Below are 18207 nucleotides of genomic sequence, written 5' to 3'. Positions count from 1 at the left end.
GATTTTCACGCCTACCGGGCCCCTGGCCGTCCCGCCAGGGGCACATCGAAGTGCACGATGCCCTGCCCGCCCCCGGCGTCCTCCCGCTCGTCGTGCACCACCTTGGCCAACGACCGCCAGAAGGGCTCCGCCCCGGTGACGGCTGGGTCGGTGTGCAGATAGACCGCTCGATACCCCCCGTCGGCAGCGGCGAACGCCAGCAACTCGTCGACAAGCCGACGCGCGAGCCCCCGCCGCCGATGCTCGGGCCGCACGTAAACCCGCCGCAACTGCGCGGTCACCCCGGAGGGATACCGCTCGGTGACGTGCACGGGGTTCGGGGGGTGCGCGGGCCCTCGGGAGTCCAGGGCCCCGGTACCGACGACCTCACCGTCGCCGTCGACGGCAACGATCAGGGTGTGCCGGGCGGGGGTCAGATAGGCCCCGGCCAGGTCGATGACATCGGCATGCCAGCGCGGAACGTACCCGGTCCCGAAGTCGCGGTAGACGGTGTCGAGCATGACGGCTCGGGCGGCGTCGAGGTCGGCGGGGGTTGCCGGACGGATGGTGTAGTCGGTGGTGCGCACTTGCACATGGTACGCATTAGCGGAATCCCGCCTGATCAGCACCCTCGTCAGTGCGCCACTTCGGCACGCATGAGGTGCTCGTTGACGCCGTCGACGAACGCGTACAAGGTGCCTTCGGTAACGATGCTTTCGCCTTGTCCCTGACGCCACGGGTCCACACCGATGACCGTGACAAGCGCGTTGCCGAGTCCGACGACCACCCACCAGTCGCGTGCGCCCACCCGCACACGCCACGTGGACGCGACCCACTTCCCAGTGTCGGTCCGTACTTCGGCGGAGACCAGGTTCCACCTCGCCGGGTCGAAGTGCGTCAGCTCGTCGACGGGTGCGCCCCGCTGCCGGAGACGCTCTGAGACATGCCTGCCGTGCGCCTTCAGATCCACTGGCTCGCGCAGGATGTGGCGGACACGGGTGAACAGAGAATCCGGTCCCGACGCGCTGTGGAAACGGGCGGTCTCGAATCGTGGTGACACGATGAACTCCTGTATCGGATGTGGAGGGGAGGGCTAAATCGCCCGCTTCGAGCGGACGGGCGCGGTCAGCGGTGGCGCCAAAGCTGGTAGAGTCGAAAGACCTCCATCTGCCAGTCCATCTCGAGGGACTCGTCAGGTACGCGATCCCGGCCATGGCTGTAGCGGAGATGCCGGTAGAGACCGTGCGGCGACAGGTCCGCTCCGGCCACCAACGCGGCGAGTAGCGGTTCGTCCGCCTGTGTCTGCTGGTCGACCATCACTAGAAGCTCACCCTGATCGTCTGGGTGAAGGTAGGGCAATGCCCCGCCCAGCCGTCGGCGCAGATCTCCCCAAGTGAGCGTTGTGCCGGCGCGCGCCGCGTCCTGAAGGAGGGTGCGCACCTGAGCGGCGAGAGGTTCGAGAGCGTCCTGCTCCAGCCGGGAACCCGTACGCCGTCCTTCGGATGAGGCTGCTGCCGTCCTGTCGGTGGGGAAGCCGACGCCAAGGCTCGAATCCGCCTCCGACCGTGCAAGGGGCCGCCCGGAGGCGTCGCCGCGCCGGGCCCGTTCCGTGCGGTCTGTGAGATGGGCGCGGTGGAGGCGCTGCCTGTGGTCTCTCCAGACGTCGGACGCACCTGCCGCATCGGTCCAGTGAGGCCATCCCAGGGCCACGAGCACTTGGCGGAAGAAGGGAGGTGGGGTGTCGTTCGGTTGTGCCTGCTTGGAGAAGGTGATGAGGCTGGACAGCAGCGGTCGACGCGCTTTGGCTTGTGGTGCGTCGAGGGCCGTGAGCAGCCGTAGTTGGCGCGTCTCGCTGACTTCCCACGGGAGGGTCCCGGTCTGCTTGAGCAGCTCGTACCAGGTGATGGTGGTGCGCGCGCGGGCGGTCCTGACCAGGACGCGGCCCAGTTCGGCAATGAGCCGGTCGTCCGAAGCGGGAGCGTCGTCCGTCGGCCCGGAGGTGCGCGCAGCCCGTGGTTCCTTCGGTTCCGCCGCGGCGGCCCGCTGCGTGAGTACGGGCTTCTGCTCCGGAGCTGATGCCGTCGTGGTCACGGGGACCTCCCGTACGGGCACGGGTGGCTTGAGCAGCTCCCATTCCGCTGCCTTCGTGACCGGGAGGCGAACGAACCCCTCGGCCCGCAGGCTCCAGCGGGAGACGTGACCGGTGCCTGGAGGACCCTCGAGCACCACCGCTCGCTCCGTCAGTACGTACACGTGGTGGGACGCCGGGGCCACAGTCGATGCCGGCAGGGACAACCAGGCGCGGAACAATGCCGATCCGAGCGGCTGGGCGTGCACGTCGTAGACACGGCGACCGTTGTCCTCCGACAGCAGCGTGGCACCCATGAAGGCGACACACCCCGGCATGAGCGGGAGGACGGGACCGGTGAGGGGACTGGTCTGCGGCTCCGGTGCGTCGTCCGTTGCGGGTTCCGGCTCTGCGACGACGGTCGGCCGGCCGGCCGGGCTCCGCGGAGGCTCGGTCCCTTTCGGCTGCAGCCCGTACGGAGTCTCCGTCAGCCAGGGAGTCACGATCCCTGCGGGGGCCAGGCGGCACTTGTCGAGAGTTGTCCACGTGACCTGGTGGCCAGGAGGATGCGTTCCGACGTGGACGACGCGCGTGCCGTTCTCGGTCAGGCACCGGAAGCGCAGGGCGTACCCCGTGGCCTCAAGTTCGAACGGGGCGAGCTGACTCTCCGGCCCGTACAGGCGAATGGTGGATGGTTTCCCGGCCGGCGCGGCAAGCCGCTCCCCATCGGACTGCCACTCCGTGAACGACCGCCGGGCCATCTGCACGTGGATGAGGCGGCGCTTCTTCTTGGACCCGAAACGGACCTCGATCGCGTCGCTGCGAGCACCCTTCTGCTTGGCGTACTGAACGCTGACGTTCGGCTGACCCTGCGTGCGGAGCCACTTGTCGATGGCTTCGCCGATGTACAGGTGGTCGGCGCTGCTCTCACCGAGTGCGGTGCGGCTGCACCGGACAGGCGGGCGGTGGGCGAAGTGCGACTTCTTGTCGTCGCAGGCTCGCAACGTGAGGAGCTTGCCGCACCCCCCGAGGAGGGTGCCGCAGGTGAAGGCGTTGGAGCCATGCTCCTGTCGTAGCCGAGCGGCGGCCTGTTTCTCGTACGGGAGGAAGAGGGGGCGATGGCCGTCGGGACCGCCCAGCACGGCCGTCTGGACCTTGCGAGTGTCTTCTTCACGTCCGACTGAGACCATCGGGGGCCGTCTCCTTGCTGTATGTGCAGAGTGCTCGTCCCCCATGAAGTCGGGCGGCACGTCATCTTCGACCTCGCAGGGTCGGTCCTGGTTGTGCACGAGTTCGTCACATCCCGATACAAGACCCACTTCTGCTTTCCATATCTCCCCCATACAATTTCGTCCGTCCGTGGGGGCGAGTGCGACAAAACGAACATGCTGCACGCAGGGGGATCAGTCGGAGACGCCGGGCCTGCCCGCCGCCCGAGCAGCGCAGAATGAGAGCAGGTAACGGGTGACGACCAATCCGGATGCATTCGGGGGCGGCAGCGATCTGGAACGTCTCAGGACGATTCTGGCGGGTTGGCGCACGTCGCTTGTGGACCTCAGCGGTCGCAACCGACTGCTGAACTTCAAGCACCCCCGTGCCTCGACGCTCGAGTTGTCGGCACCCTCGCCCTCTGTCCTGGTGCAGAGGACGAGGAACCGATGTGGCCGCCTTCCGGTGAGAAGGACGTCGTGACGCAGAAGACCACGGCACCGGCCCTCCAGAGCGCGCCGCGTTTCCTCCGCGCCAAAGCCACTCAGGTGTTCAACGACTACGGCACAGAATTCGGCAGGTGAGGGAGAACTCATGGGTGCGGCATTGTTGGCGCTTGCTGCCGCGGTGATCGGGGGCGGGGTCTCCCTGGTGTCGGTACTCCTTACGCAGCGTGGCGCAGAACGTGGTTGGTCCCGTGAACACGAGCGGATCGAGCGGCACCGCCAGGAGGATCGGATCCGCGAGTGGGACAGCCGACTGCTCGAGGAACGGCGTGCCGCATACACACGGTTGCATGCGGCGGCACGAGCGGTCCGGGACGCCCTCGCAGGCTGCATGCACGACCTGCGGCGGGACGGCGCTCTCAAGGAAGCACGGAGAACCGAACTCGAGGATCGCTGGAGCGCGTACGTTGTCCAGCACGCGGAGTCCCACATGATCGTGTCCGATGAAGTACTGCCCGTCCTGGGAGCCGCCAACGGTCCGCTGCGCAAAATCTACGGACTGGTCAAGCGCTTGGACTCGGGTCTTCCTCGGCGGGAAGAGAGCGTCGACGAACTGAGTCGGCGGATGGACAGCCTTTGGGAAAAGCTGTCCGACCTGCGCGATGAGATGCGTCGCGATCTCGGCGTCACCGAACGTGTGGAGTGTCCAAGCAGGTAGGCAGGCAGGCAGGTCGAAGCTGCCGAAGACTGAAGCGGGGAGCCTGCCCGGGTAAGAGCATCGCCTGCCTCAGGCGCCATCGCTGGAAACGACGAAACGCACGGCCTCCGACAGTACGGACCGCGCGCTGTCGAAGTCGGCCAGTCGGGCCGCCACCGTCGCGACCGCCAGGCGTTCGGGGAGTGCGACGGAGAACTTGAGACCGCGTACGGCGCGTGGGTCGACGTCGGGGAGGACGAGAGTCTCACCGACGCCCTTTCGGGCTGCGTGCCAGTCGGCCGAGTCGAGGTCCTCGCGCAGGCGCAGCCAGCAGTCGGTGGGGCGCTGCAGCGGGTCGGTGACCGACTGCAGGGTGGCCGCGAGGGTGGCGTTGGCGCGGTATCCGGCCCAGGTCCACCAGCGGACGTCTTTGCCTACACGGGTGACCAGCGTGCCGCCCGGGTGCACGGTGTCGGGTGCGTCGCTCTCGCGTTGCTCGGCCAGCTGCGCCTGGGCCCGCCGGGTGAGCACCACGGGAGGGTCCTCGCCGAGCAGGACCTCGCGCATGGCGCGCGTCAGGGCGTACGTGAGTCCGGCGATTCCGCCGTTCATCCACTTGGCGACTCCCCCGCTGTCGGCAGGTTCGACGAAGACGCGTTTGCGCAGCCAGTCGATGTACGTGACCTGCCAACTGCGTCCGCCGAGCAGCAATCGTCGCGGGCCGGGCCGTTCCTCGGTGAGCACGCTCGGGTCGGTCCGTCCGATCTCGGTGCGGCCGGACAGGACGGTGAACTGCGGCGGCGCGGTGAAGGAAGCGGTGAGCTCGATGAAATGTCGCTTTCCGAAGCGCCGTTCAGCCTCGGGGCCGACGAACAGCAGGCCGCCGTCGCTGTCCAGGAAGCCCTCTTCGGTCAGGTGTCGCAGGATGGGAGCAGCGGACTGGTCGAACGGCGCGAGACCGTTCCACTGCCGGTCCCACAGCTGGTCGCCCAGCTTGTGCTGCTGGAGGGTGACGGCGAGGAGCTGCTGTGCCACGAGATGACGTGGTTCTGGAGGTGGATGAACCGGTTCGACCCAGCCGCGCGACCAGAGCAGCAACAGGCCGGCGGCCTGCAACAGCGTGTCCTTGCGTGTGGTGAGGAACAGGCAGTTGCGCACCGTGCCCGCGCGTCGGCCGGTGCGTCCGATGCGCTGCAGGAACGAGGCGACGGTGGCCGGTGAGTCGATCTGGATGACTCGGTCCAGGTCACCGACGTCGATGCCGAGTTCCAGAGTGGACGTGGAGACGATGACGCAGTCGCGTGCTTCGGCGAAGGCCTGCTCGGAGCGGGTACGTTCGTCGACGGAGAGGGAGGCGTGGGACAGGAAGACCGTCACCTCGCGGGTCCGCAGTGCGGCACCCAGTTGCTCCACCTGGGCCCGGGAGTCGCAGAAGACGAGGCGCTTTTCACCCCGATGCAGAGCCGCGATGAGTTTCGCCGCGTTGTCGAGGGAGCCCACGTAGTCCAGTTCGACTGCGCCCGCCGGCCGGGGAAGCTGTTCGGCGGTGTCCTTCCGGTCGCCGCCCACCGCGTCGGACGCGGACAGTGTCACCCCTGGAGCGACGACGCGCCCCACACGGCTCTTCCCACCCGCGCCTTGCAGCCAGCCCAGCAACTGATCCGGATTTCCGACCGTCGCGGACAGGCCGATGCGCTGGATGGGTCGCCCGGTGACACGTTCCAGTCGTTCCAGTACGGCCAACAGGTGCCAGCCCCGGTCGTCACCGGCGAAGGCATGTACTTCGTCGACGACGACAGCCCGTACGTTCCCCAGCAAGCGCGCGTGTTCGGTCTTGACGCCGATCAGCATCGCCTCGAGAGACTCGGGAGTGGTCAGCAGGACGTCGGGTGCCTCGGTCCGGATGCGCTGCCGCTGCGACTCCTTGGTGTCGCCGTGCCAGAGGGCGGCACGTCGTCCCAGCCACTGGGCGTAGGTGTCGACGCGGCTGACGAGGTTGTTGAGAAGTGCTTTGAGCGGGCAGAGGTAGAGCACGGAGGTTCCGGTCCATGTCTGTTCCGCCATGGCCGACAGCAGGGGGAAGCAGGCCGCCTCGGTCTTGCCACCCGCCGTCGGGGCCAGCAGAACGGCGTCGTCGCCGTCCATGAGCGGGGTGATCGCCGCTCGTTGGAGGGGACGCAGATCGGGCCAGCCGAGAGTGTTGACGATGTGGTGCAGGACGACGGGGTCGAGCCGGTCGAGTACATCGCCCCTTTCTGCCTCGGGCGGGCTGCCGGCATCCGCCATCACAGCTCCAGTTCGATGTCGTCGGCGGATGCGGAACCGCCGGTGACCGTGGCGGCCAGGTTCCGTTCGACATCGGTGAGTTCGCTGCTCGCGACGGTCAGGCGATAGTGCTGTCGGGGGTCGAAGTCGTCGAACTGGTCCACCCGGTCGAGAACGTCACCAACGAGTTTCTTCAGAAACAGTCTGGGTGCCACACCGACCTTGCCGCCCAGAGCGCCGCCTACGGCCTGGGCGAGGTCGGCGACATAGGCGTCATCGACGACAGCCCGCACGCGCTCGGGAGCCTGGGCGGCGTCCGCGTACAGCTCACGGATGGTGACTCCGAGACCGACCAGTGACTCCTGGCTGAAACCTGGCAGCCGGATCTGCACGGCACGGGGGTTGTCGAAGCGCGGGTCGGTGGTGAAGTCGGTGGCGAGCCGTTGAGCGAGCGGCGCGAGTCGCTGGACGCCCTGCTGGCCGTCGTAGAAGGCGGGCGTACCGGTGATCACCAGGTACAGGCCCGGGAAGCGGCCGGAGTGCACCTCGTCGATGAGCTGTCGCAGGGCGTTCAACGCCTTGTCACGGGCGTCAGACCGGACTCTCTGCAGCGTCTCCACCTCGTCGAGGACGACGAAGAGCCCGGTGTGTCCGGAGTCGCGCAACACGGTGAGCAGGCCCTGCAGGAAGCCCAGGGCACCGAAGTGGTCGAGGTCGCCGCGCACTCCGGCGGACCGGCGGGCGGCGGCGGCGACGTGTGGCTGGCCACCGAGCCATGCCAGCACGGCCGCGGCGGTCGCTTCGTCGCCCTCCGCGAGCGCCGCTCGGTACCCGCGCAGTGCGGTGGCGAAGGACGGCGCGTGCCGGGACACCTCGGCGAGCCGTGCGACGAGGAGTTTCTCGACCTCTCCCGGCAGCTCCTCCTCGGTGGCGCCGGCGGCGAGCGCGTCCTCCTCCAGGGCGTAGAACCAGGCGTCCACGACGGGCCGCAGCGCGCTAGGCGGGAAACTGGACGTGGCGAGCCGTTCGGTGAGGCGGCGGTAGACGGTCTCCAGCTTGTGCAGCGGTGTCTCGTTCTCGGAGATCTGGATCTCGGCGACGGCGAAGTTCCGCCGCTTGGCCCGCTCCCCCAGCCACCGCGTGAAGAACGTCTTGCCGGATCCGTACTCACCGCGCACTGCCTTGAACACGGACCCGCCGGATGTGACGGCGTCCAGTTCCGCGTCAAGGGCCGCCTCGAACCGTTCGAGTCCGGTGGCGAGCAGATCGAGCCCGCTCTCGGGCACCGCCCCGCGGCGCAGAGCGTCGACAACGGTGCGGCGGCGGGCGGCGCTCACCTGGGCGGGGCGCTGAGATCCGGTGGTGCTCACGCCTGCCAGTCTTTCACCTTCCAGTCCGCGCTCGTACAAGACGGCCTCCGGTCGCCTCCTCAAGGTCGGCAACCGACTGGTTACCGACCGACGCGAGTGATCCGGTTGACGGTTACCCGTGAGCACTGCTGGAATCACTCTCTGTACATTTCTCAGGGCGGGGAGTGGAGTCACATGGCGGCCCTCGACAACGTGAAGCTCAAGGACGTTCTGGCGGATGTCGCCTCGGGCTCCTTACAACTGCCCGACTTCCAGCGGAACTGGAAGTGGGACGACGACCGGATCCGAGCCATCATCGCGACGGTCACCCTGGACTACCCGCTCGGCGTAGTGATGACGCTGCAGACCGGCGGAGCCACCCGATTTCGCTCACGCACTCTCACCGGTGCCCAACCGGACGCAGACCCGGCGGCCGACCTGCTGCTGCTGGACGGGCAGCAGCGGCTCACTTCGCTCTTCCAGTCCCTGTGGCTCGATGCCCCGGTGGAGACGGCGGACGCCCGGGGCAAGGCCATCCAGCGCTGGTACTACGTCGACATCGCGAAGGCCGTGGGACCGTCCGCGGACCGCGACGAGGCCATCGTGTCCGTCCCCGCCGACAAGGTGCTGCGGACGGACTTCAACCGCACGGTGGTACTGGATCTGACCACCACCGAGGCCGAGTGTGCGGCCGGCCTCTTCCCTCTCCACTTCATCTTCGACGCCCAGCGCGTCAACGAGTGGAAGAAGGCGTACATCAAGGCGGACGAGGACCGGAACTGGGACCTGTGGGGTCAGTTCGACGAGGCCGTCCTCCAGCAGGTCCGCGCCTTCCAGGTGCCGATGATCCGGCTGGCCGCCTCCACCTCCATGGACGCGGTCTGCGCGGTATTCGAGCGGGTCAACACGGGCGGCGTTCCGCTCAACGTCTTCGAACTGCTCACCGCCACCTACGCCGGGGACGGCGACTACGTGGAGCGGACCGGAGACTACTACCAGCTTCCCGAGGTGTGGCGGGAGATCAAGCAGGCACTGGCGAGCAAGTACCCGGTCTTCGGCCGACTGGACAGCGGCCTGGAGAACGGGCTGAGCAGCATCGACTTTCTGCAGGCCATCGCGCTGGTACGCACCTGGGAACGGAAGCAGAACGGCATCGGGACCACGGTGTCGTGCAAGCGCCGCGACCTCCTGGACCTCCCCCTCGCCGACTTCGTCCGCCTGGCCCCCAAGCTCGCCGACGCCTTCGCCTGGGTGGGCGACTTCCTGGAGCGACAGAGCATCGTCCGCCCGGCCGACCTGCCGTACAAGACGCAGCTCGTGCCGCTCGCGGCCGTCCGCGCCATCCTCGACACAGGGGCGGACGGGCTGGGGGCGGAGGAGAAGACCGAGCAGTGGTACTGGTGCGGGGTGCTCGGGGAGATGTACGGCGGCTCCACGGAGACGCGCTTCACCAAGGACGTCGAGCAGCTCGTCCCCTGGATCACCCAGGGCGAGAGGGCGCCGGAGACGGTCACGGAGGCGTTCTTCTTCGCCGAGCGCCTCGACACCCTCACCACCCGCAACAGCGCCGCCTACAAAGGGATCTACGCCCTGCTGATCAAGCAGGGGGCGGTGGACTGGCACCACACGGACGCCCCGCTCAGTCCGGGCAGGCTGGACGAGTACGGCGTGGACGTGCGGCAGATCTTCCCCAAGACGTGGTTCCGGCGGGGCAACAGCGAGGGTCTGCCCACGAGTTCCATCGTGAACAAGACACCCTTGTCCTATCGTGCGGCGATGGACATGACGGGGGCGCCGTCGTCGTACCTGTCCACGATGGTCGCCGCGTCCGACATGCGGCCCGAGTGGTTCGACGACGTCCTGTCGACCCATCTGATCGATCCGGACGCGTTGCGCGAGAACGACTACGAGCGCTTCTACCGTGACCGCTCCAAGCAGTTGCAGGAGCTCGTGCACTCGGCCATGGGCAAGAGGACGATGCTCCGCGACCTGCCGGAGGGCGACCTCCGATGACGACGAGGCCGCACGAGCGGGACGTCTCCTCGCTCAAGGGCAGGACCGTGTCCGTGCAGGAGATCCTCGACCTGTTCGAGGTCAGGGTCCGCGACCACCGGACGGTGCACCGCATCTCGCATGCCCTGACCGACGCCGGACTGACCACGCTGCCGGACTTCGCCGTCTGCGGTCTGCGCAGCACCGTCGACGTCGTGCCGCTGGCAGCCGTTCCCGCGCAGCGCACGCCGGCCGACACGGACGACGAGAGCGATGCCACGGACGAGGCCCTGCCCTCGCACGCCCTGCCGCAGCGACTGCTGCTCGGCGACATCCCCTCGGCACGGCGCGGTGTGGTGTCCGTGGGCCCGGGCACTCCGCTGTCCCAGACGACCTTCCTCATGCGCACGAAGGGCCTCGCCCAAGTGCCGGTTACCACCGGCATGGCGCAGGTCCACGGGGTCGTCACCTGGGGGTCCGTGGCCAAGATGTACGAGGCGGGGAAGCCGGCCACCCTCGACAACGCCATGGAGAAGGACTCCCTGCCCGTCGCCGACGCTCGGCAGGAGTTCTTCGCCGCACTCCCGGTCATCCGCGAGCACGGCTATCTGCTCGTCCGCGGCGACGACGGCTGCCTGTCGGGCATCGTGACCGCCGCGGACGTCACGGACCGCTTCGAGGGCGCGGCACGCCCCTTCTTCATCGTCGGCGAGATCGAGTCGCTGCTGCGCCGCTGTCTGGGCGCGGCACTGGACGCGGAAGCCATCAAGGCGGTGCAGACGAACAAGAAGCAGGAGCACCGCACCGGCCAGGTGTCGGACCTCATGTTCGGCGACTATCTGAGGCTTCTGGACGGCGAACAGACGAAGCAGTCCTTCGCCGAGCGGGCCGACCTCAACTGGGAGGCGTTGAAGTGGCCGAACATGCCCCGGGAGCAGTTCGTCGGCCTGTTGAAGCGGGTGAAGGACATCCGTAACCGGATCGCCCACTTCGACGAGAAACCTCTTCCGCCGGAGATGATCGACGAGCTGACGACCTTCGCGAAGGTACTGCGGGCGTTCGCGTCGTGAGGGCGGGGTGCGCGGCGGTCTTCGGGGTGCCTCAGGTCCGAGGACCGAGGCACCCCCCGAGTCGGGATCTCAGCCTCCTCCGAGGGCGAACTGCTCACGCAGCAGCGCCTCTTGGAGCCGTAGGGTACGGCCGTCTGGGAGGGTCTCCAGGACCTGTACGCCGTCGTAGTTGAGGAGTTGGCCCAGGACCGCGGCGAAGCCGACGCCCCTGGTGACGGGCATCCCGACGCGTTGCGCGAGCGCCGTCACGGGCAGGGTGCCGCCCGCGTCCAGCAGAGTGGTGAGCGCCTTGTGGACCTGTTCCTGCTGTGGCTTGCGTGCCAGTCCTCCGAGCTGCGCCTGGTACGTCTCCGAGTCGAGCAGTGCCGTCACCAGCGTCTCTGTGCGGGAGACGATGCTCGGGGTGAGGAGAGCGTCATCTCCCCCTGCCGTCAGCGCGACGTCGAAGAGCGCCTCATGCATCCGGGCGACTTCCGCCTGCTCCTTCCGTGCCTTGCCCGTGGGCTTCTTGGGAGCGGCAGTCGTTGCGGTCGCGGGTCGAACGGCATGCCCGCCCGGCAGCGGTGCCTTGCCGGTCTCCTCCGGAGCCCACCAGCCCGGCCGCTGGTCGCCCAGTTCCCGCCATCCCTTGGGAGGCTCCGCGCCGAATGGCAGGAAGGCAAGCACCGGAATGGTGACCTCGGCGAGCGACGCCCCGCCGTGGTAGCCCGCCTTGAGAGCGGTGTATCGGGAGTCCGCGTCCCACAGGGCAACGATGGACGCTCCGGGCTCGGGCCAGATCACGCGCGGTCCGGAGAGGACGATCTCCCGTTCGGCGAACGGGCCGACGCCGGGCACACGGTGGCGGGCGGAGGCGGGATCGGCGGCCGGGCCGACCTTCGTGCCGTGCCGGTCGACGACGTGGCCGTGGTCGCTGGTGAGGACGACCGCCATGCCCTGGGTGGCGGCCACCCTCAGCAGGTCGCGCAGGCCGGGCACGTCGTCGATCCGCCAGGCGCCGTCACCGAGCTTCTGTTCCTTGCCGAGCCGGTCGTCGATGGCGTTGAGGACGACGGCGACGTGGGTCCTGCCGTCGGCCAGCGCCTCCGCGAGCACTGGGCCGAAAGTCTCGCCCGCGGTCTCGGTGCGCAGGTCGTCCTTGTGGAACACGGCGGCCGGCGCCCCGCCCCACAGCTTCAGTGCGGGGAAGAGCCTCTTCTCGTCGGCCTGGGTGCCCTTCGTCAGATTGCCCGCGAAGAGGGAGGTACGGGAGACGGCCGTCACGGTGGGCAGAGCAGCGGCCATAGCCCGTCGGTACGGGGTATCACCCTCGGGCAGCGGGTCGAACTCCGCCCACGATCGACGCAGTTCCTCACCGAGTTCGTTGGCGATGGCCGCGCTCATGCCGTCGAGCACGAGCAGCAGCGTCCGCCGTTCCTCCCCGCGCCGCACTAGCGGGCCGACCACGCGGTCGAGGAAGGTCTCGACGGTCAGCATGGAGCCGGGCTGGGTGCCGGACTGGGTCCAGGCCGCCAGCGAGCGCGCGAAGGACGCGTCGATCTGCCGGCGTCGGTCCCTCACGCGGGTGCCGAGGGTGTCGTAGGCGGCCTTGAGGACGGGACCCTGGTCGCCGCCGGCCTCGATGTGCTCCAGGGCGAGGTCCGCCCAGCCGGTCTCGGCGACGTGCCGCCTCAGGGCGTCGGCGACGGTGGGGGCGTCGGTGGGCGGGTCGGTGGCCAGCCAGCGGGCGAGGCGTTGGCCCATGCGGGCGCGCTCGATGCGGGCGGACTCCTCCGGCTCGGCGGCGAGCCGGTGGTTCTCCAGTCGGCGGACGGCGTCCGCCACCGCGGTGGTGTCGCCCGCGGCGAGGGCCCGGCCGACGGCGGTGAACCGTGCTTCGAGTCCGCCGCGCAGGACGGGGCTGGCCGCCACGGCCTCCTCCGCGCCGAACTGGCGGGCCAACGCGGCGGCCCGGTCGAGCACGGTGCCGGTGGTGCGGCGTGCCTCGCGGGCCTGGTCGGCGTCGGTGCCGCCGCTGCGGTGTCCTGCCACCAGCAGTGTGGTCACGTACTCCTCGGCGGCCCGCCCGAAGACGGTCACTAGGGCGTCGAGCTGGTCGCCGGTCGTCGGGGGCTGGTCGCCGAAGTAGCGTTCGGCACGTCCCCGGGCCCGGTACGTCTCGGGGGCTGGTTCGGCGTGCTGCCACAGGGCCGCGCAGACGAGGCCGAAGGCGGCGGCGTCCTCGCCGCGCTCGGCGTCGACGAGTGCGAGCAGGGCGCGGCCGGCGAGGCCCGCCTGGTCCTCTTCGCCGAGGAAGGCGGCAAGTCCGGCACGTTCGGGTCCGCGCAGGGTGAGGAGCCGTTCGGGGGCGCCGGGCCGGGTCGACCAGTGCAGCAGGGCCTGTGCGTCGAGCCGGTCGTCGCCTGGGCGGCGCGGGCCGCCCTCGGTGTCGTAGCGGCCCAGGCGCAGGCGGCGCTGGGCGAGCGCGGTGAGGGCGTACTGGCGGGACAGCCAGCCGCCGGGCACGGCGGGCCAGCCGCCGGGCGGGGTGGCGTCGAGGAGTGCCTCGGCGGCCCAGTTGACGTCCTTGAGCCGGGGGTCTATCTGCCGGGCGCCGAACGCCTCGCGGACGACGTCCCAGCCGTCGACCGTGTCGATGCGCAGCTTGTGGACGCGAGCGAGGATCGCCGGGTCGAGTTCGTGCTGCTCCCGGTCGGTGAGGACGACCAGGACGGCGGGGCCGGGGCGGCGGGCCGCCAGGTGGTCGAGGACGAGTTCGTGGACGGCGAGGGGCGACGGCGCCACCGCGATGCCGGCCGTACGGCCCTCGCCCCAGACGGGTTCGGCGGGGCCCTCCCACTGCGGTGCGGACCGCAGCAGCACGACTCGGCGCCTCCCCTGCTCCTCCCCGGTCAGGGATGCGGCGAGATGCGTCTGGGAGGACAGGTACTGGGTGACGGTCGCGGTGTTCAGCCGGACCGCGCCCGGGGCCGCGGTGGCGGTGTCCGTCATTCGATGACCTGCCAGGTGATCTCGATGGTCGCGTTCGGGTGGCGGGCGGCCAGTTCGGACAACTCCGCCTGGAGGTCGGCGGCGGCCCGGGACACGGTCGTGCTGCGGCGTCCGGCCTTCCGCGCGGTGCCGCCGCTCGCCGGGGAGGGTGTCTCCTGCGGCGGGGTGTACGGGATGCGCGGGTCGCTGGTCGGCGTGTCCAGGGACTGGTCGTCGGCCGTGGCAGGCTGGGGCGCGGCGGGTGCGGGCGGCGGGGTGGCGGCGGCCTGGCTGCGCTTGATCAGGGCGACGACCTCGCGCTGGGTGCGGGAGAGGGCGTCGCGCAGGTCGGCGGTGCGCTGGTCATCGCGGGCCACGTTGCGCAGCGAGTCGAGCAGCGCCTCGCCCTCGGGGCCGAGTCCGGCCGCGAGTTCCAGGGTGCTCCAGGGGGCGGCGGCGACGGCCTCGGCGACCGCGCGCGCCTTCTTGATGGAGGTGCCGTACCGGTCGGCGCTGGTCTCGCCCAGGCCGAAGGAGGCGAGGGCCTCCACGGTCTTCTTCGCCCCGGCCGCGCCCTTGCCGGCCTCCGCCGTGAGCGCGTCCAGCAGTTCAAGGGAGCGGCGGGCGAGGGGGAGCCGTCCGGTGTCGGCGGTCTGGTCGAGGCCGAGGAAGGTGGCGTGGGCCTCCAGCTGGTGCACCAGGTCGGCCGCGTGGTCCCGGTGGGCGCGGGCTGCCTCGATGGTCTGGCGGGCGAACTGGTTAACCATCCGGCCGCGCCGCAGCGTGGGCGGCTTCGCCCCGAAGATCGTCTCGAAGCGCTGCCGTGCGGTGTCCCAGTCCGACTCGACGGGCAGCGGCTGGCTGCGCAGCGCGTCGTGGTCCTTAATCGCGGACAGTTCGGGCGCGGGGTCGAGGACGGTGCCGCCGCGCACCCACACCCGGTCGTCCATCTCAGCGAAGGAGGCGACGACGAGCCGGGCGAGGAAGTCGGGCAGGCCGCGCGGGTCGGGCTGGTCGGTCCAGTCGGTGAGCGTGATCAGGGACAGGTCCCCAGTGACGCCCTGGGAGCTGGCCTGCTGCCGGAAGTGATCGGCCCAGTAGCGGGACAGCTCGAAGTACGCCTCCTTCTGCTGCCCGAGGCGCAGGGGCCCGGCGATCCGCTGCATGAGCTTGCGGTCGGCGGCCGGGACCTCCACCCGCCCGTCGCGGGCTTCGGCGGCGGCCCGGACGTGGGTGAACACCTTCTTGGTGTCGGCGGGCTTGACGGCGGTGCCGGTGGCATCGGGGTCGAGGTCGGGGTGGGCCGGGTACTGGTGGGCGAGCAGCTTGCCCGCGACGTGCCGGATGCCGTCGTGCAGGCTCTGCCCGAAGGACAGGGTGAGTCCGTCGATGTCGGGCAGCGCGACAAGGTGGTCGTCGAAGTCGGGGACGACATCGGCGGCCTGCTTCTGGGCGAGCCCGTACGCCTGCTTGAAGGCGCCCTTGACCTGCTTGAGCAGCGCCTCGCGCTGGGTTTCGAGCAGCCCCTTGGCGCGGCTGCGGTTGTCGGCGTTGAGGTGGCCGGCGTACTGCGTGTCGAAGCGGTGCTCGTCGGCGAGGGCCTTGTCGATGACGACGAGGCGCCGGAAGTCCTGGAAGCGCTGCGCGGACAGGTGGGCGGGCAGCCAGGCGACGGTGCGGGACCGCTCGCCCTGCTGGCGCTCGCGCAGCCGCTGGATGCGGTTGACGTCCTCGACCGGCCCCCACTCGCCCTCGTCGAAGGGGAGGTCTATGGCGATGCGCCAGCGGCCGTCCTCCTGCGGCATCAGGTCGTGGTCGGGCAGCTCGTCCTCGTCGGCGACGTTGCCGAAGACGATCTCGGCGGTGCGGGCGGTGCCGCGCCAGGTGAAGTGGAGCTGGTCGCTCAACTGGCCGTGCTCGATGCCCAGTTCCTCGGAGAGCAGGCGGCGGGCGAGCGCGACGCGGTTGCCCGGGTTGTCATTCACCTGGGCGTTGGCGATGACGGAGTCCACGTCGACGCCGGAAAGTTCGAGGCGGACGCCGGGGTTGGCTTCGGTGCCGGTCTCCTTGATCTCGGGGAACCGGGCCGCCCACTCGGCGACCTTGTTCTTGATGATGCCGACCTCGGCGCCGGGGATGGGGGCGAGGACCGATCCGTGGTTGAGCGCGCCGAGCCGCCGGATGGTCAGCTCGGACAGGGCGGGCACACTGGGCGCGAGCGCAGACAGCAGCAGGGTGCACACGAGCCGGTTGTCGCCGGTGAACATCCGGCAGCCGTTGAGCTTCTTCGGGTCGGTGAGGGACTCGGGCCGGTTGCGGTACTGCTCGACGTCGTCCTCGGTGATGTCGTACGAGCTGAGCAGGTAGGGCCGCAGCTTGGTCTTGTAGAGCTTGTCGGCCGCGTCGAAGACGACCTTCAGGCTGTCGGTGAACGGCTTGTCGCCGCCCTGCGCGATCACCGGATAGAGGTCGCCGACTGGGACGAGCTGGCCGAGGCGGATCTCGTCGCGGTGGTCGGCGAGGAGCTGGCCCATCAGCTTCAGACCGGTGCGGGAACGCTGCAGCGCGGACGAGATGTGGACGAGGGTGTCCATGAACGCCGGCGAGAACGGGTACGTCAGCCGGAACGACTCCGCGTCCGCGCCGGTGGTGCCCTTCTCCGAGCCGAGCAGGGTGTCCCAGACCTGGGGGCCGACCCGCTTGGTCTTCTCGAAGGCTTCGTCGACCTGCTGGGCCGCCTCAGCGTTCTTGGGCTTGAGGAGGCGGGCGTGGGCGATCTGCGGGAGGTTGCGGTCCTCAAGGGTGATCTTGTCGAAGCGGCCGGAGGCCAGGTTCAGGGTGTCCTGGATGGACGACTCCGCCGCGCCGGACACCTCCTCGCCGACCAGCTCGCGCAGGTCACGCTGGCGAGCGATGAACGACACGACGGGGATGGCGCGGCGGGCGTCGCCGCCCTCCACGAAGTTCGTGATCTTGCTGGCCTCGCGGGCCACGAACTTCTCGTTGTGGATGAGGGTGGCCAGCCACAGGATCAGCTCGTCCATGAACAGGATCAGGCCGTCGTAGCCGAGCGACTTGGCGTGCTCGGCGATGACGGAGAGGCCCGCGTCCAGGGAGATGAAGCCGTGCTCGTCCTCGGCGGCGTTCTTGGTGAAGCCGGGGAGGAGGTTGGTGCCAGCGTCGTTTACCAGCTTGGCGCGCAGTTCGGCCGGGGTGGAGGGGTTGAGGAGGTTGAGCGATACGCCCGATTCGTGATTCTCCTCGGCGGCGAGCGCGGTGTCGAGGAGCTGCGGAGTCCAGGTGAAGCCCTCGCCCCACTCGTCCTCTTCACCATCGTCCGTCTCGCTGCCGCCCAGGCCGCGGATGACCGCCTCGTCGCCATAGGTGGCGCGCTGAGCACGGATGTCGGCGAAGAGGGAGTCGGTCCGGTACACCTGCGGGGTCGGGGCCTCCGGGTGCAGCTTCTTGACGTGGTGCACGTACCCGCCGAGCACCCGCTGCTCCAGGGCCTTCGCGCCGAGCATGTGGTACGGCACGAGCAGGAACTTCTTGCCGTCCGTGCTCAGCCACTCGTGCTTGGTCAGCACCGGGTCGAACTCGGTACGGGAGCGGGCAGCCGGGTTGCCGCTGAGCAGCGCGTACAGCACGGCCATGAAGTGCGACTTACCGGAACCGAACGAGCCGTGGAGATACGCCGCCTTGGAGCGGTGCCCGTCCAGCGCGGACTTGATCAGGTCCAGCGCCTCGTCGAAGTTCTCCAGCAGCCGCTCGGTGACGACGTAGTCCTTGAGTGCGTGCTGGGCACCCTCGGGTGTCGTCGCCTCGGCGAGGGACAGCACGAAGTCCGAGGTGGAGATGGACTCCTTGATGTCGATGACATCGCGGAGGAGTGGCGGCTGGGCCATTGCGGGTTCTCGCTCTCCCTGACGGTGATCGCTGCTGCTGCTCGTGCACGGTGTCGTGCGGGTCCGCCGCCGGGGCCCGGGGCCGGTCCGAGGGGCGGGGGCTCAGAGGTACGGATGGCCGGTGCGGCGGGCCGGCTGTCCCGGCCGGTGGCGAGGGACGGACCCGGTCATGCAGTGACTGGGCGGGGCGACGCTCACGGCGTCGGCCGGTTCAGGTCGGACGGGTTCGCGGCGTCTGCACTCTTCGTCCCCCTCGT

11 protein-coding genes are annotated in these 18207 nt (G+C 69.6%); 4 read left to right on the top strand and 7 right to left on the bottom strand.

Going from position 1 to position 18207, the window contains the following annotated elements; translation table 11 throughout:
- Positions 1–11: 11 nt before the first annotated feature.
- The 3 genes from IE258_RS19030 to IE258_RS19020 form a co-directional block, all read right to left on the bottom strand.
- Complete coding sequence (locus tag IE258_RS19030; RefSeq protein ID WP_189744997.1) at positions 12–566, bottom strand: GNAT family N-acetyltransferase; 555 nt, start codon at positions 564–566, stop codon at positions 12–14.
- Positions 567–613: 47 nt separating this feature from the next.
- Positions 614–1039 carry a hypothetical protein gene (locus tag IE258_RS41250; RefSeq protein ID WP_229892210.1) on the bottom strand — a complete coding sequence of 142 codons (426 nt, stop codon included), beginning with the start codon at positions 1037–1039 and terminating at the stop codon, positions 614–616.
- 65 nt (positions 1040–1104) lie between these two features.
- Positions 1105–3237 carry a hypothetical protein gene (locus tag IE258_RS19020; RefSeq protein WP_189744995.1) on the bottom strand — a complete coding sequence of 711 codons (2133 nt, stop codon included), beginning with the start codon at positions 3235–3237 and terminating at the stop codon, positions 1105–1107.
- A 274-nt stretch (positions 3238–3511) separates the two neighbouring features.
- Between IE258_RS19020 and IE258_RS42050 the strand changes: the two genes are divergently transcribed.
- Positions 3512–3739, top strand: coding sequence for a DUF4011 domain-containing protein (locus IE258_RS42050; RefSeq protein WP_189744993.1), 228 nt, complete (start codon positions 3512–3514; stop codon positions 3737–3739).
- Positions 3740–3850: 111 nt separating this feature from the next.
- Positions 3851–4420, top strand: coding sequence for a hypothetical protein (locus IE258_RS19010; protein WP_189744992.1), 570 nt, complete (start codon positions 3851–3853; stop codon positions 4418–4420).
- Positions 4421–4489: 69 nt separating this feature from the next.
- On the opposite strand, the gene IE258_RS19005 is transcribed toward IE258_RS19010, so the two are convergent.
- Together IE258_RS19005 and brxD are read right to left on the bottom strand one after the other, a co-directional pair.
- Entirely contained in the window at positions 4490–6685 is a 2196-nt protein-coding gene (locus IE258_RS19005) for a DEAD/DEAH box helicase (protein WP_189744990.1), read from the bottom strand.
- The gene (gene brxD / locus IE258_RS19000) at positions 6685–8034 is read right to left on the bottom strand and encodes a BREX system ATP-binding protein BrxD (protein ID WP_189744988.1); all 1350 of its coding nucleotides are present in this window, start codon (positions 8032–8034) and stop codon (positions 6685–6687) included. The genes IE258_RS19005 and brxD overlap by 1 nt, the downstream gene beginning before the upstream one ends.
- A gap of 174 nt (positions 8035–8208) precedes the next feature.
- Between brxD and IE258_RS18995 the strand changes: the two genes are divergently transcribed.
- Positions 8209–10026 carry a DUF262 domain-containing protein gene (locus IE258_RS18995; RefSeq protein ID WP_189744986.1) on the top strand — a complete coding sequence of 606 codons (1818 nt, stop codon included), beginning with the start codon at positions 8209–8211 and terminating at the stop codon, positions 10024–10026.
- Entirely contained in the window at positions 10023–11075 is a 1053-nt protein-coding gene (locus tag IE258_RS18990; RefSeq protein ID WP_189744984.1) for a CBS domain-containing protein, read from the top strand. Before IE258_RS18995 ends, IE258_RS18990 begins: the two co-directional genes overlap by 4 nt.
- 69 nt (positions 11076–11144) lie before the next feature.
- Here the strand turns inward: IE258_RS18990 and pglZ are convergent, their stop codons facing one another.
- Entirely contained in the window at positions 11145–14066 is a 2922-nt protein-coding gene (gene pglZ, locus IE258_RS18985) for a BREX-2 system phosphatase PglZ (RefSeq protein ID WP_189744981.1), read from the bottom strand.
- Positions 14063–17950 carry a BREX-2 system ATPase PglY gene (gene pglY, locus IE258_RS18980; protein WP_189744979.1) on the bottom strand — a complete coding sequence of 1296 codons (3888 nt, stop codon included), beginning with the start codon at positions 17948–17950 and terminating at the stop codon, positions 14063–14065. The genes pglZ and pglY overlap by 4 nt, the downstream gene beginning before the upstream one ends.
- Between the last annotated feature and the right edge of the window lie 257 nt (positions 17951–18207).

The organism is Streptomyces tendae (assembly GCF_014650435.1).
Taxonomy (GTDB): Bacteria; Actinomycetota; Actinomycetes; order Streptomycetales; family Streptomycetaceae; genus Streptomyces; species Streptomyces tendae.
This window is presented reverse-complemented; position numbering and strand designations above follow the sequence as displayed.